General features: G+C 70.3%; 14 protein-coding genes and 1 tRNA gene. 2 read left to right on the top strand and 13 right to left on the bottom strand.

Features of this window, described 5'->3' with window-relative positions:
* Positions 1–61: 61 nt before the first annotated feature.
* Positions 62–598, top strand: a complete 537-nt coding sequence (locus tag VF139_09750) for an SRPBCC family protein (GenBank protein HEX6851676.1) — start codon at positions 62–64, stop codon at positions 596–598.
* A 33-nt stretch (positions 599–631) separates the two neighbouring features.
* On the opposite strand, the gene hemL is transcribed toward VF139_09750, so the two are convergent.
* From hemL to VF139_09730, 4 genes are read right to left on the bottom strand one after another with little or no spacing between them, the layout of a single operon-like run.
* A complete protein-coding gene (hemL, locus tag VF139_09745) occupies positions 632–1,918 on the bottom strand; it encodes a glutamate-1-semialdehyde 2,1-aminomutase (GenBank protein HEX6851675.1) in 1,287 nt (428 codons plus the stop codon).
* Positions 1,915–2,445 (bottom strand): Wss1p-related putative metallopeptidase, encoded by a 531-nt coding sequence (locus VF139_09740; GenBank protein ID HEX6851674.1) that lies wholly within the window; start codon positions 2,443–2,445, stop codon positions 1,915–1,917. Before VF139_09740 ends, hemL begins: the two co-directional genes overlap by 4 nt.
* On the bottom strand, positions 2,442–3,416 hold the full coding sequence (gene hemB / locus VF139_09735) for a porphobilinogen synthase (protein ID HEX6851673.1): 975 nt from the start codon (positions 3,414–3,416) through the stop codon (positions 2,442–2,444). The genes VF139_09740 and hemB overlap by 4 nt, the downstream gene beginning before the upstream one ends.
* 17 nt (positions 3,417–3,433) lie before the next feature.
* Entirely contained in the window at positions 3,434–3,598 is a 165-nt protein-coding gene (locus VF139_09730; protein HEX6851672.1) for a hypothetical protein, read from the bottom strand.
* Between the two features lie 130 nt (positions 3,599–3,728).
* Here VF139_09730 and VF139_09725 point away from each other — a divergent pair.
* Positions 3,729–3,804 (top strand) — tRNA-Met (locus tag VF139_09725).
* Here VF139_09725 and VF139_09720 read toward each other — a convergent pair.
* From VF139_09720 to arsB, 9 genes are read right to left on the bottom strand one after another with little or no spacing between them, the layout of a single operon-like run.
* Positions 3,770–6,868, bottom strand: coding sequence for a CusA/CzcA family heavy metal efflux RND transporter (locus tag VF139_09720; protein ID HEX6851671.1), 3,099 nt, complete (start codon positions 6,866–6,868; stop codon positions 3,770–3,772). The two genes, VF139_09725 and VF139_09720, sit on opposite strands and share 35 nt — an antisense overlap.
* 4 nt (positions 6,869–6,872) lie before the next feature.
* Entirely contained in the window at positions 6,873–8,204 is a 1,332-nt protein-coding gene (locus tag VF139_09715; GenBank protein HEX6851670.1) for an efflux RND transporter periplasmic adaptor subunit, read from the bottom strand.
* A 40-nt stretch (positions 8,205–8,244) separates the two neighbouring features.
* The gene (locus VF139_09710; GenBank protein HEX6851669.1) at positions 8,245–8,535 is read right to left on the bottom strand and encodes a hypothetical protein; all 291 of its coding nucleotides are present in this window, start codon (positions 8,533–8,535) and stop codon (positions 8,245–8,247) included.
* A 12-nt stretch (positions 8,536–8,547) separates the two neighbouring features.
* On the bottom strand, positions 8,548–9,456 hold the full coding sequence (locus VF139_09705; GenBank protein ID HEX6851668.1) for a hypothetical protein: 909 nt from the start codon (positions 9,454–9,456) through the stop codon (positions 8,548–8,550).
* Positions 9,457–9,503: 47 nt separating this feature from the next.
* A complete protein-coding gene (locus VF139_09700; protein ID HEX6851667.1) occupies positions 9,504–10,682 on the bottom strand; it encodes a permease in 1,179 nt (392 codons plus the stop codon).
* A complete protein-coding gene (locus VF139_09695) occupies positions 10,682–10,933 on the bottom strand; it encodes a thioredoxin family protein (protein ID HEX6851666.1) in 252 nt (83 codons plus the stop codon). Before VF139_09695 ends, VF139_09700 begins: the two co-directional genes overlap by 1 nt.
* A 14-nt stretch (positions 10,934–10,947) precedes the next feature.
* A complete protein-coding gene (locus VF139_09690; protein HEX6851665.1) occupies positions 10,948–11,640 on the bottom strand; it encodes an aromatic aminobenezylarsenical efflux permease ArsG family transporter in 693 nt (230 codons plus the stop codon).
* Positions 11,637–12,032 carry a nitrophenyl compound nitroreductase subunit ArsF family protein gene (locus tag VF139_09685; protein ID HEX6851664.1) on the bottom strand — a complete coding sequence of 132 codons (396 nt, stop codon included), beginning with the start codon at positions 12,030–12,032 and terminating at the stop codon, positions 11,637–11,639. Before VF139_09685 ends, VF139_09690 begins: the two co-directional genes overlap by 4 nt.
* Complete coding sequence (gene arsB, locus VF139_09680; protein ID HEX6851663.1) at positions 12,029–13,078, bottom strand: ACR3 family arsenite efflux transporter; 1,050 nt, start codon at positions 13,076–13,078, stop codon at positions 12,029–12,031. The genes VF139_09685 and arsB overlap by 4 nt, the downstream gene beginning before the upstream one ends.
* Between the last annotated feature and the right edge of the window lie 6 nt (positions 13,079–13,084).

Here is a 13,084-nt window from a genome sequence, read left to right as displayed (position 1 = left end):
CGGCGGGCCTCGCCGTCGCGGGCGCCGTCGTCGGCGCCCGCCTCGCCAAGGGGAGTTCCCGATGAAGATCTTGCTCTACCTCGTCGCCGGCGTCGTCGGACTCGTCGTCGCGGCCGTTCTCGTCCTCATGCTGATGAGCTTCCGCAAGGGGGCCGGGACGATGACGACGGCGATCGAGATCGACCGTCCCCCCGAGGCGGTGTGGCCTTGGCTCACGCAGGCCGACAAGCAGAAGAAGTGGGTGAGCTGGCTCGTGGACGTGCGCGACCTCACCCCCGAGATCACGGGGGTCGGCAAGAAGTTCGCGTGGGTCATGGACGACCCGAACATGAAGAAGCAAGTCGAGATTCAGGGCGAGCTCATCGCGGAGGAGCCGTTGCGCCTGAGCCGCGTGCGCCTCACCTCCGAGATCGGCTTCGAGGGGACCTCGACCTGGACGCTCACCGACCTCGGCGGGCGGACGCGCTTCGAGAGCGTCGGATCGTTCCGCTACGACAAGTGGCTCTACCGGCTCATGGAGCCGCTGATCACCCCGCAGGCGGTGAAGAAGCAGGAGCTCGACTTCGCCAAGCTCAAGAGCCTGATCGAAGCGAACTAAACCTCTGCAAGAAAAAGGGGCCTGACCCCTTTTTTAGACTGCGGCGGCGTCCTTCATCGCGCCGCGGGCCGCCTCGAGGGTCTTCGCGACCTCGGCGTCGGAGTGGGCGGCCGACACGAACCACGCCTCGAACTGCGAGGGCGGGATGTACACCCCGCGATCGAGCATGCCGTGGAAGAACGCGGCGAAGCGCTTGGTGTTCGACGTCGCCGCGGTCGTGTAGTCAAAGACCGGGCGGTCGGTGAAGAAGGGCGTGAACATCGACCCCACGCGGTTCATCACGACGGGAACGCCGGCCTCCTTCGCCGCGGTCACGAGCGCGTCGGCGACCTTCGCGGAGACCGCCTCGAGCTTCTCGTAGAACCCCGGTTCCGCCGTGAGGTCGAGGGTCGCCATCCCCGCGCGCATCGCGAGGGGGTTCCCCGACAACGTCCCCGCCTGGTAGACGGGCCCCTCCGGGGCGACCTTCGCCATGATCTCGGCCTTCCCGCCGTAGGCCCCGACCGGCAGGCCCCCGCCGATGATCTTCCCGAAGGTGGTGAGGTCGGGGTCGATCCCGAAGCGGGTCTGGGCGCCTCCCTTGTCGACGCGGAAGCCGGTCATCACCTCGTCGCAGATGAAGACGATCCCGTACTTTTTCGTGAGGGCGCGCACGGCCTCGAGATACCCGGGGGACGGCGGGACGAGCCCCATGTTCCCGACGACCGGCTCGAGGATGACCGCCGCGATCTCCTTCCCCTTCGCTTCGAACAACTCCTCGAGCGCCTTAGGGTCGTTGTACGGCGCGACGTACGTGAGCGCGGCGAGCTTCTCGGGGATCCCGGGGGTCCCCGGCAAGGACAGGGTCAGGACGCCCGACCCCGCCTTCACCAGCAGCGAGTCGGCGTGGCCGTGGTAACACCCCTCGAACTTCACGATCGCCTCGCGCCCGGTGTACCCGCGCGCGACGCGGATCGCCGCCATGCACGCCTCGGTCCCCGACGAGACGAACCGCACCTTCGCGCACGACGGGATCCGCGCGAGCACGCGCCGGGCCATCTCGGTCTCGAGCTCGGTCGGCGCGCCGAACGACGATCCCTTCCCCGCCTGGTCGCGAATCGCCTCGACGACCTTCGGGTGCGTGTGGCCGACGATCATCGGCCCCCACGATCCGACGTAATCGACGTAGGACTTGCCGTCGGAGTCGACGAGGGTCGCGCCGTGGGCGCTCTGGAAGAAAACCGGCGTCCCCCCCACGCCGCCGAAGGCTCGCACGGGGCTGTTCACGCCGCCGGGGATCACGGACTTCGCCTCGGCGTACCGCCGTTCCATCGGGTTCATCGTCGCGTCTCCTTCGTCCGCCGGACGGGCCCGGTCCCGCACGCCCAGTCCTCGAACAGGGAAAGTTGCCCCCGCTTCGGATCCTGCGGGCCGGGCCGGTACCAGCCGCGGCGCCGGGCCTCGTCCAGGACCTGCTGCCAGAAACGATGGAAGCGGGGGGAGTGATTGAAGTGTCTCAAGTGGGCGAGCTCGTGGCACAACGTGTCCACGAGGCTCGACTCCTTGAGGAGCCGCCCGGTCTTCGCGTGACGCAGGCGGATCCGGATCAAGCCGTCCTTGTAACAGATGCCGTAGTGCTCGACGACCTCCGGAAGCTCCGCCTCGATCAACGAATAGCGGAGCCGGAAGTGCCGTGCGAGCTCGGCGCCGATCGTGCGCAGGTGCGCGATCGCCCGGTGGTCCTCCTCCTCGCGCCGGAGCCGAGGGACCACCGGAGGCCGGTGCGTCCGCGCGAGCTCCTTGAGGAGGGCCTGCGGACTCGGGGCGCAGCGGTACGCCTCCGGGTCGAAGAGGAGGTTCCCCTTCACCCGCGAAGGAGGAGCCGCGCCGCCTCGCGCGCGTGGTAGGTCAGGATCAGGTCCGCGCCCGCCCGCTTGATCGCGGTGAGCACCTCGAGGATCGCGCGCTCGCGCTCGATCCAGCCGCGTTCGGCGGCGGCCATCAGCATCGAATACTCGCCGCTGACGTTGTAGGCGGCGACCTTGACGCCGAAGGTGTCGCGCACCCGCCGGATGATGTCGAGATAGGCGAGCGCCGGCTTGACCATCACCATGTCGGCCCCTTCCTCGAGGTCGAGCTCGACCTCGCGAAGGGCCTCGTCGCTGTTGCCGGGGTCCATCTGGTAGGCCTTGCGATCGCCGAACTGCGGCGTCGATCCCGCGGCGTCGCGGAACGGCCCGTAGAACGCCGAGGCGTACTTCGCGGCGTAGGCGAGGATCGGGGTGTTCTCGAACCCCGCGTCGTCGAGCGCCTCGCGGATCGCGCCGACGCGGCCGTCCATCATGTCGGACGGGGCGACGACGTCGGCCCCGGCCCGCGCGTGGGACACCGCCACCTTGGCGAGGAGCTCGAGGGTCTCGTCGTTCTGGACGGTCCCCTCGCGCACGATCCCGCAGTGCCCGTGACTGGTGTATTCGCACATGCAGACGTCGGTCATCACGACGACGTCGTCGTAGGCCTTCTTGAGCGCCCTCACCGCGCGCTGGACCGGTGCGTCGTCGCTCCAGCCGTCGGAGCCCTGCTCGTCCTTGTGCTCGGGGATGCCGAAGAGGATCGTCGCCTTGACCCCCTCCTCCCGCATCGCCCCGACCTCCTCGACGATCCGGTCGACCGAGAGGTTGAACACGCCGGGCATCGACGGGATCTCGCGGCTCACCCCCGTCCCGGGGCACGCGAAGAGGGGATAGACGAACTCGGCGGCGTTCAGGCGGGTCTCGCGGACGAGGTCGCGCACGGCGAGGGTGCGACGCAGGCGGCGGGGGCGGCTGACGGGGAACATCGGGGGAGCTCTCCTGGCTAGTCCTCGGGGTCGGCGAAGAAGAAGTAGTCCGCGCAGTGCTTGGAGCAGAACGCCCGGCCGCTGTAGTGGTACGTGTGCTCGTCGCAGTAGTACTTGTGGCAGACGGAGCACTTCCGCAGCGTCGTGTCGTTCTCGGTCTTCTTACAGGTGACGCATTCCAAGTGGAGGGCCTCCGGACCGCGCGGATTATAGACCCCGGGGCCTTGCGGCAGCCTTGACCCAGGGCAGTCTCCGGGGGGTTCCTTGACCCCCCGGCGGGGCTTGGCTAAATTGGCGCGGCTTTCTGCACGGGCCGGCGTAGCTCAGCGGTTAGAGCGAGGGTCTCATAATCCCTAGGTCGGAGGTTCGATTCCTCCCGCCGGCACCAAGTCCCCTCCCCTGCCTTCCCGGCTCACCACCCGGTACATCACCGGCAGCACCACGAGGGTCAGGAGCGTCGAGGAGAGCACCCCCCCGATCACCACGGTCGCGAGGGGACGCTGGACCTCCGCCCCGACCCCCGTGTTCAGCGCCATCGGGAGGAATCCGAGGCTCGCGACGAGCCCGGTCATCAGGACGGGGCGCAACCGCCGGAGCGCGGCGGACTCGATCGCCTCGAGCGGCGGCAACCCCTCCCCCCGCAGCTGCCGGATCGTGGAGACGAGGACCATGTCGCCGAGGACGGATACGCCGGACAGCGCCACGAACCCGACCCACGCCGAGACGCTGAAGGGGAGGTCGCGCAGCCACAACGCGAGCACCCCGCCCACGGCCGCGAACGGCACCCCGGCGAAGACGCGCAGCGTGTCGGCGAGGGTGCCGTAGGTCAGGTAGAGGAGCACCAGCACGCCGGCGAGGGCGGCGGGAATGACGAGCATCAGGCGCGACCGCGCGCTCTCGTATTGCTCGAACTGCCCTCCGAACCGCACCCAGTACCCGGGCGGGAGCAAGACCTCGCGGTCGATCGCGGCGCGCGCCTCGTCGACGAACGACCCGACGTCCCGGCCGCGCACGTTCGCCTGGACGACGATCCTGCGCTTGCCCCATTCGCGCTGCAGAGTCGCGGGCCCCTCGGCCGTGGTGATCTTCGCGAGGCTCGACAGCGGCAGGCGCTCCCCCGTCGCGGTCGTCACGAGCGTCCGGCCGAACGCGGCGGGATCGAGGCGGTACGCGTCCTCGAGCCGCACGACGACCGGGAACCTCCGGTCCCCCTCCTGGAGCTCGCCGACCTTCCGGCCGCCCAGAGCCCGGACGACCTCGAGGACCTCGTCGACGGGGATCCCGTGACGGGCCACGGCCTCGCGGTCGATCGCGACCGTCAGCACCGGCTGCCCCGTGAGCTGCTCGGTCGTGACGTCGGCCGACCCGCGCGTGCGATTCAGCACCGCCTCGATCTCGGCCGCCTTCGTCCGGAGCACGTCGAGGTCGTCTCCGAACAGCTTCACCCCGACGTCGGTCCGGATCCCCGCGAGCATCTCGTTGACCCTCATCTCGATCGGCTGCGTGAAGATCCGCCGCATCCCCGGGAGGCCGCCGAGCTCCCGCTCCATGCTCGCGACGAGCTCCTGCTGCGTCTTCGCGCGCGTCCACCGCTTGCGGGGGGTGAGCGTGACGAACACGTCGGTCAGCTCGAGGCCCATCGGGTCGGTGGCGATCTCGGCGCTCCCGGTCCGGCTCCACACCCGTTCGATCTCGTCGGGGTAGGCGGCGAGCAGTGCCCGCTCGATCCGCGTCCCGTAGCGCACCGACTCATCCACCGCGACCCCGGCGAGCCGGACGGTGTTCATCACGATCGTCCCCTCGCTCAGGCGCGGGACGAACTCGGACCCGAGCCGCGTCGCGAGTGCCGCCGCACCGGCGACCAGCAGCAGCGCCGTTCCGACCACGACCTTCGGCCGCGCCAGCGCCGCGGCCAGGATGGGACGGTAGGCGCGGGTCAGCCCGCGCATCAGCAGCGTGTCGCCGTGCCGGCGCCCGCGTCGAAGGAACAGGCTCGCCAGGACCGGGGTGAGCGTGAGGGAGAGGACGAGCGAGCCGACGAGGGCGAAGATCACCGTCAGCGCCATCGGCCGGAAGAGCTTTCCCTCGACGCCTTCGAGGGCGAGGATTGGCAGGTACACGACGATCACGACGAGCTCGCCGAACATCGTCGGGCGGCGCACCTCGAGCGCGGCGTCGCGGACGACGTCGAGGATCGACCTCTCCCCGTCGCTTTCCTGCAGGCGCCGCTCCGCGTTCTCCACGACGATCACGGAGCTGTCGACGACCATCCCGAAGTCGATCGCGCCGAGGCTCATCAGCGTGGCCGCGATCCCGAAGCGGGTCATGAGGTCGAAGGCGAAGAGCATGGAAAGCGGGATCGCCGCGGCCACGAGCAGCCCCGCCCGGACGTTGCCGAGGAAGACGAACAGCACCGCGACGACCAGCAGCGCTCCCTCGAGGAGATTCGTCCGCACGGTCGCGAGCACCTGGTCGACGAGGGTCGTGCGCTCGTAAACCGGGGTGACCGACACTCCCGCGGGAAGCGTCTTACGGATTTCCTCGAGCCGTGCGCTCAGCCGGTGGGTCACGTCGTGGCTGTTCTCGCCCATCAGCAGGAAACCGAGGCCGAGCACGGCCTCCCCGTTGCCGTCCGCCGTCACGGCGCCGCGCCGGATTTCCCTCCCCTCGACGACGCGCGCGACGTCGCGCACGAGGACCGGGACGCCTTCGCGCGCATCCACCACGGTGCGCGCGACGTCGGCCGGGGTCGTGACCCGCCCGTCGCCGTGCACGAGGCTCGACTCCCCCGCAACGTCGATCGTCCCCCCGCCCGCGCCGGCGTTCCCGCGCTCGAGCGACTCGATCAGGCGCTCGAGGGAAAGGCCGAATCCCTGCAACCGGACGGGATCGACGAGGACCTGGATCTGCCGCTCGTCCCCGCCCCACGAGTTGACCTCCGCGACGCCGGTCACCGAGCGCAGCTGCGGTCGGATGATCCAGTCCTGGGCGGTGCGCAGCTCGGCGAGGGAGGCTTTTCCGGTGACGAGGTAATGGAAGATCTCGCCGAGGCCCGTGGCGACCGGGCCGAGGGTCGGGCGCTCCAGCCCCGCCGGGAGCTCGACGGCGGCGAGCCGCTCGCCCACGACCTGGCGCGCGAGGTAGACGTCGGTTCCGTCCTCGAAGGTGACGGTGACCTGCGAGAAGCCGAACTTCGAGACGGAACGGACTTCATGGAGGCCTGGAAGTCCCCCGATCGCCTGCTCCACCGGTGCGGTGACCTGTCGCTCGATCTCGAGCGGCGGCAGCGCCGGGGCGACGGTGTTGACCTGGACCTGGACGGGGGTGGTGTCGGGGAAGGCGTCGATGGGGAGGCGCGCGAGCGCCACCACCCCGACCGCCGCGATCGTCGCCCACAGCGCGAGGACGGCGACGCGGTGGCGCAGGGACCACGTGAGGATCGCTTCGAGCATCGCGTTACTCGACGTCGCAGCAGCCGGCGCCGATGCTGCCCTTCAACGTCTCGGTCTTCAGCAGGAAGCTCCCGACGGTGACCACCCGCTCGCCGGGCGCGACCCCGCTCGCGAGCTCGACGCGGCCGTCGTCGCGGGGGCGGGCCTCGACGTGCCGCGTCTCGTACAGGAGGTCCGAGATCCGGACGAACACGACGTCCACGCCGTTCGCCCGCTGCAGCGCGGCGCGCGGCACCACCACCCCGTTCCCCTTGCCGCCCGCGGTGATCCTCGCGCGACCGTACATGTTCGCGCGCAGCGCCCCGTCGGCGTTGTCGAGCCTTACCCTCGCCACCGCGGTGCGTGTACGGGGATCGACCTCGGGGGAGACCGAGAAGATGCGCCCCCGGAAGTCGCGCCCGGGGATCGCGTCGAAGGTCAGGGTGATCTCGAGCCCGGTGGCCACGCCGGCGAGCCTGGGCTCGGGAACGTCGATCTCCGCCCACAGGACCGACGGATCGACCACCTCGAGGAGCATCTCCTCGATGTCGACCTGCCGTCCCACCGTGACCGTGCGCCGCACGACGACCCCCGTGATCGGCGCGACGAGGGTGTACCGGCCCGAGGTCGCCCCCGTGCCGACGACCCCGCCCGCCGCCTCGAGCGTATCGACCTCCGCGCGCGCGTCGGCGAGCTGGCTTTCGGACTCCTGGAGGTCGCGGCGCGGGACGATCCCCTGCCCGTAGAGCGCACGATCGCGCTCGAGCTGCGCGGACGCGGTCTCGACGCGCGCCCTTGCCGCCGCAAGGCGCGAGCGGTCGGCGCCGACCTCCGGGCTGTCGAGAACGACGAGGGGCGCTCCCCTGCGAACGAACGAGCCGACGTCGACGAGGACCTCCCGCACCACCCCGGGGCGGCGCGCGTTGACCTCCGCCCGGCGCGAGGCGTCGTAGACGAGCTTCGCGGTGGCGGCGAACGCGTCCACTCCGGCTTCCGGTTGCACCGGCTCCGTCTCGATCCCGGCGACCTCCGCGACGCGCGGCGAATCGAGGCGGACCTTCAGCTTGTCGGGAGGCGGCGCCTCGGGATCCTCGGGCGGAGCGGGCGGGGCGTTCGCGGGGACGACGTCCGGATGGCAGATCGGGCAAACGCTCTCAGGCAGCCCGTGCTCCGCGCACCAGTCGTTCGCGCCCTGGAATCCCGCGACCAGGTCCGGGTGGCAGAGGGTGCACTTCGACTCGGGGACCCGGTGCTCGACGCACCAGTCCGTCAGTACGGCGGGCGCCGGCTCGGGGCGCGAGCCGCACCCCGCAAGATGGAAGATCAGGACGGCGGAGAGGAACACCAGTCCACGCATGGGACACCTCGAGCGATGGGACTTCGAAAACGGGGATCGCTCAGGCGGCCGGACGTGGGACGTGGAAGACGTCGCCCGGATCGGCGTGTGCCGTGCGGGGGGTGGCCTCGGCTTCGTGGCGCGCCGCGGTCTCGGCGACCGGAGCGGCGGGGGCGCCGAGGACGGCGGGCGCCCGGGTCGGGGCGCAGCACGCGCAGTCGAAACAGCCGTCCCCGCAGGAATCGGCGCAATCGTCCTCGCAGACGGCCGGCACGACCGTCGGCAACCCTCCCGCAAGGAGGGTCAGGATCAGGAGGATCCCGAGGAGACGGGGCCGGCCGGACGGGTGCATGGCGCAGGGATCTTAATCCCCGACCCCCCGCTCCAGCCACTCGAAACGGTGGACGCGCCGCTCGGTCCCCTCGACCCGGAAGCCGTCGTTCTCCGCGAAAAACGACCGCACCCGCTCCACGACGATCGGCCGCAGGGTCGCCGTTTCCAGCTCCGCGGTGATCGTCTCCTCGACGGGGCTGAAGCGGGCACTTTCGATCCACTTCCGGTTCGCCCGGACGTCGTCGCCCAGACGCTCCGCCTCGATTGCGAGGTCGAGCAGGACACCGGTGGTGTACGTGCGGACGGCGTCGGAGGGGTACTCGGCCTCGAGCAGCAGCCGCGTGTGATCCGCTCCACCGACCGGCGGCACGCGCTTTCGGATCAGCGTCACCGGGGCCAGGGCGCCCTCGAACGGCATCACGCGGTCCAGCCGGGTCCACTCCCCGGGAAGCAGGGCGTCGCCGATCCACAACTCGACCCACATCTGCCAGTCCCGCGGCGCGACCTCCCCCACGAGCCCCGCGAATGCCGACATGCCGAACGGGAGGTCGGGAAGCCCCACCGCAGCGAGCACCTCGCGGATCATCCGATCGGCGTCTCGCGCCTCGAGGTACCGCCCGGCGTCGTCGACGACGAACGACGGCGTCATCGACCGGACGACGCGCGCGACGTCGGACGCCTCGGTGTCCGTGCGCGCCTTCGCGAAGGGAACGCCGTCGATCGAGACGATCGTGGGCTTCGAGAATCGCACGAGCCGGTGCCCCGGCGGCGCCTCCGGCGCGACGTCGAGCCGGCTGCGCACGACGACCGACAGGGCGACCTCGCCGACGCGCCGCTCGGTGGTGAGCTCGACGATCGCGGCGGCGCGTTCGGGCCAGGCGAAACGCAGCGGTACGTGGGGATCGGCGGCGAGGACGAGGGCGGCAAGCGCTGGAACCATGGCCCCTCCCTCCGTTCGGTCGGGCTTATACCACGCGCGCCCCCGGCTCACCCCGAGATCGCCCCGTAGATCCACCCCGTCAGCGTCGCCAGCACGATGACGAGCCCGACGTACGTCGCGGTCTTCCGGAAACCCAGGTACGCGTGGATCACGAGCATGCTGGGAAGCGACAGCGCGGGCCCGGCCAGGAGGAGCGCGAGCGCGGGCCCCTTCCCCATCCCCGAGCCGATCAGGGTCTGGAGGATCGGCACCTCGGTCAGGGTGGCGAAATACATGAAGGCCCCGACGACCGAGGCGATCCCGTTGGCGAGCAGGGAGTTCCCGCCGACGACCCCGGCGACCCACGACGACGGGATCAGGCCCGCGTCGGCGCCCGGGCGCCCCATGAGCCACCCGGAGACGAGGATTCCGCCGAGGAGCAGCGGGGTGATCTGCTTGGCGAACCCCCACGTCGCCTGGACCCAGGCCCGGAGCTCGTCGCGGTCGAACCAGCGGATCAGCATCCACGCCAGCGCCAGCATCCCGCCCCCGGCGAGGATCCACTTCACTCGGGCCACCGCGACGAAGAAGCCGACCTCCCCCGAGCCGCTCCAGTTGGCGAAGACCAGGACCGCGACCATCGTCCCCAGGAACGACGCGTCCTGCGCGAGCGAGCGCCGCGACGCGGAGCCCCCGGCCGACGCGAACGGATCGGGGCCTCCCGCCTGCCGCTCGGCTTCCCCCTTGCGGAAGATCGCCGCCATCATCGCCCCGACGACGACCGAGAAGCTGACGGCGCCGATCGCGCGGGCGAGGCCGAGGTCGAGGCCGAGGACCCTTGCGGTCAGGATGATCGCCAGGACGTTGATCGCCGGGCCGGAGTAGAGGAACGCCGTCGCGGGCCCGAGCCCGGCGCCGCGCCTGTAGATGCCCGCGAACAGCGGGAGCACGGTGCAGGAGCAGACGGCGAGCACGCTTCCCGAGACCGACGCCACCCCATAGGCGACCACGGGGTTCGCGGTCCTTCCGAGATAACGCAGCACCGCGCCCTGGCTCACGAACTGCCCGATCGCGCCCGCGATGAAGAAGGCCGGCACGAGGCAGAGGAGCACGTGTTGCCGCGCGTAGTCCTTGAGGAGGAAGAGCCCCTCGAGCGCCGCGCCCTGAACGCGGGGGCTCTCGATCGGAAGAACGTACGCCGCCGCGAACGCCGCCAGCAGCAGCGCGAGCTTCGTCCGTTCCCGCATCAGGCGAGGCCGAGAAGCCTGCGGACCTCGTCCGCCTTCGGGATTCGCCCGGAAAGCACCACCGTCCCGTCGACGACGAGCGCCGGCGTGCTCAACACGCCCAGCTCCACCATGCGGTCGATGGAGTCGACCTTCCGGACGACGGCGTCGAGCGCCGCCTCCTCCACGACGTGCTGCACGACGCGATGGGTCTCGAAACAGCGCGGGCAGCCGGGGCCGAGCACCTCGATGACCTTCCTGCCGTCGTCCATCGAACCACCTCGAATCAGCCGCCGGCGGCGAAGGTCCGCGTGATCACGAACCATGCGCCGACGACGAGGAAGACGACCCCCGTGACCCTGCGGGCCCAGAACTCGAACCGGCTCAGTGCCTGGAAGGCCCGCGCGAGCCTTCCCAGGCCGAGGAGAACCGCGGCGGCGAGGCCGATCACCGGAAGTCCGGTTCCCAGTCCGAACGCCGCGGGAACGAGAAAGCGGGAGCCCGAGCTCGCGGAGAGCGGGAGCAGGCTCCCGAAGAACAGTCCCGCGGAGATCGGGCAGAACGACAGGGCGAACAACACGCCGAGAAGCCCGGCGCCCAGCACACCGGACGCCGCCGCACGACGCTGAAGCGACGCGTCGGCGCCGCGCCAGCCGCGAGGGAGGGGGACCCATCCGAGGACGAAGATCCCGGCGACGACGAGCACCGGCCCCAGCAGGCGGTTCATCTCGTTCTGGAGGAACGCGGCGACCGCGGGGATCGAAAGGAGGCTCGACACGATCCCCACGGCGAGGAGCACGTAGACCGCGACCCTCCCTGCGGCGTAGAGAAGGCCCGATGCCGCGAATCTCCCCGGTCGACTCAGGTCCTTCCCGAGGTAGGAGACCGCGGCGATGTTGGTCGCGAGCGGACACGGGCTGATCGAGGTCAGGATCCCCAACCAGAACGCCGCGGCGCTCGCCGTCAGCAGCTCCGTCACGGCTCCGCCTCGAGGTAGGCGGCCACCTCGCGCCGGACGTATCGGCGAAAGGCGTCGCGATCCATCAGGAGCTCCCAGATCCTCGGAAGGTTCTTCCAGCGGACCTGTTCCCCGTTGCGCAGCTCGACGACGACGACCGACTTCGTGAAGAGCCGGTAGTCGGACACGAAGTGCCGGTTCGCGGGCTCGTCGAGGTTCAGCGGGACCCACTCGATGGCGCTCGAATCCACCGCTTCCGGCCAGGCGGCGTGAACCGCCTCGTCCGTCCACGCTTCGATCTTCCTGCAGGACGCGCATCGTTGCGTCGTGTAGAAGTAGTAGACGCGAACGGCGTGTTCCGGCGCCGGCGTCGTCGCCGCCGCCGCCGCGAGCGCGAGGGCGACGAGCGTCATGACGGGAACCAGTGGCGCGTCCGGTTGCAGAACGCGCAGACCGTGAGCATCACGGGCACCTCCACGAGCACCCCCACGACGGTGGCGAGGGCGGCTCCGGACTCCGGCCCGAACAACGTGATCGCGACCGCGACGGCGAGCTCGAAGAAGTTGGAGGCGCCGATCAGCGCCCCCGGCGCCGCGACGGCGTGCGGGATCCGGAACGCCTTCATGAGGCCGTAGGCCAGCCCCGCGTTGAAATAGACCTGGATCAGGATCGGAATCGCGATCAGCAGCACGTGGACGAACCGCCCCGTGAGGTTGTCGGCCTGAAAGGCGAAGATCAGGACGAGGGTCAGGAGCAACGCGATCGTCGTGACGGGGTGGAACACGGGGAGGTAGCTCCCCTCGAACCACGCCTTCCCCTTCGACCGGATGAGCGCGAAGCGGCTCAGGCTTCCCGCCGCGAGCGGGATCACGATGAACACGACGACGCTCGTCAGCAGGACCCGGAACGGGACCTCCAGGTCGCTCGCTCCGGCGACGAGAAGGCCGACGATCGGCGCGAACAACACGAGCATGATCAGGTCGTTCAACGAGACCTGGACCAGGGTGTAGGCCGGGTCGCCGTCGGTCAGGTACGACCAGACGAACACCATCGCGGTGCAGGGCGCGGCGGCGAGGATGATCACCCCCGCGACGTATTGGTCCGCCAGCTCGGGACCGATCCACGGCAGGAACAGGTGCTTGAAGAACAGCCACCCGAGGAAGGCCATCGAGAACGGCTTCACGATCCAGTTCACGAAGAGCGTGACGAGCAAACCGCCGGGGCGCCGCCCGACCCCCAGCAGGCTCCCGAAGTCGATCTTGAGCATCATCGGGTAGACCATCAGCCAGATGAGGACGGCGATCGGGATGTTCACCCGGCTACCGTCGCCGAACTCGAGGGAGCGGATCGAGGCGGTCAGGCCGGGGAACAGCTTGCCGAGCGCGACGCCGACGACCATGCACGCGGCGACCCAGACGGTGAGGTAACGCTCGAAGAAGCCGAGGCGTTTGCCGCTCATCTCCCG

The sequence above is a fragment of the Candidatus Polarisedimenticolaceae bacterium genome (assembly GCA_036376135.1).
In the GTDB taxonomy this organism is placed as follows: domain Bacteria; phylum Acidobacteriota; class Polarisedimenticolia; order Polarisedimenticolales; family DASRJG01; genus DASVAW01.
This window is presented reverse-complemented; position numbering and strand designations above follow the sequence as displayed.

What these genes read in the sequence shown, in the direction of transcription:
- arsB (HEX6851663.1), bottom strand. Translation starts at nt 13,078, where the DNA reads ATGAGCGGCAAACGCCTCGGCTTCTTCGAGCGTTACCTCACCGTCTGG.
- VF139_09700 (HEX6851667.1), bottom strand. Translation starts at nt 10,682, where the DNA reads ATGCGGGAACGGACGAAGCTCGCGCTGCTGCTGGCGGCGTTCGCGGCG.
- hemB (HEX6851673.1), bottom strand. Translation starts at nt 3,416, where the DNA reads ATGTTCCCCGTCAGCCGCCCCCGCCGCCTGCGTCGCACCCTCGCCGTG.
- VF139_09695 (HEX6851666.1), bottom strand. Translation starts at nt 10,933, where the DNA reads ATGGACGACGGCAGGAAGGTCATCGAGGTGCTCGGCCCCGGCTGCCCG.
- VF139_09710 (HEX6851669.1), bottom strand. Translation starts at nt 8,535, where the DNA reads ATGCACCCGTCCGGCCGGCCCCGTCTCCTCGGGATCCTCCTGATCCTG.
- VF139_09705 (HEX6851668.1), bottom strand. Translation starts at nt 9,456, where the DNA reads ATGGTTCCAGCGCTTGCCGCCCTCGTCCTCGCCGCCGATCCCCACGTA.
- VF139_09720 (HEX6851671.1), bottom strand. Translation starts at nt 6,868, where the DNA reads ATGCTCGAAGCGATCCTCACGTGGTCCCTGCGCCACCGCGTCGCCGTC.
- VF139_09685 (HEX6851664.1), bottom strand. Translation starts at nt 12,032, where the DNA reads ATGACGCTCGTCGCCCTCGCGCTCGCGGCGGCGGCGGCGACGACGCCG.
- VF139_09750 (HEX6851676.1), top strand. Translation starts at nt 62, where the DNA reads ATGAAGATCTTGCTCTACCTCGTCGCCGGCGTCGTCGGACTCGTCGTC.
- hemL (HEX6851675.1), bottom strand. Translation starts at nt 1,918, where the DNA reads ATGAACCCGATGGAACGGCGGTACGCCGAGGCGAAGTCCGTGATCCCC.
- VF139_09715 (HEX6851670.1), bottom strand. Translation starts at nt 8,204, where the DNA reads ATGCGTGGACTGGTGTTCCTCTCCGCCGTCCTGATCTTCCATCTTGCG.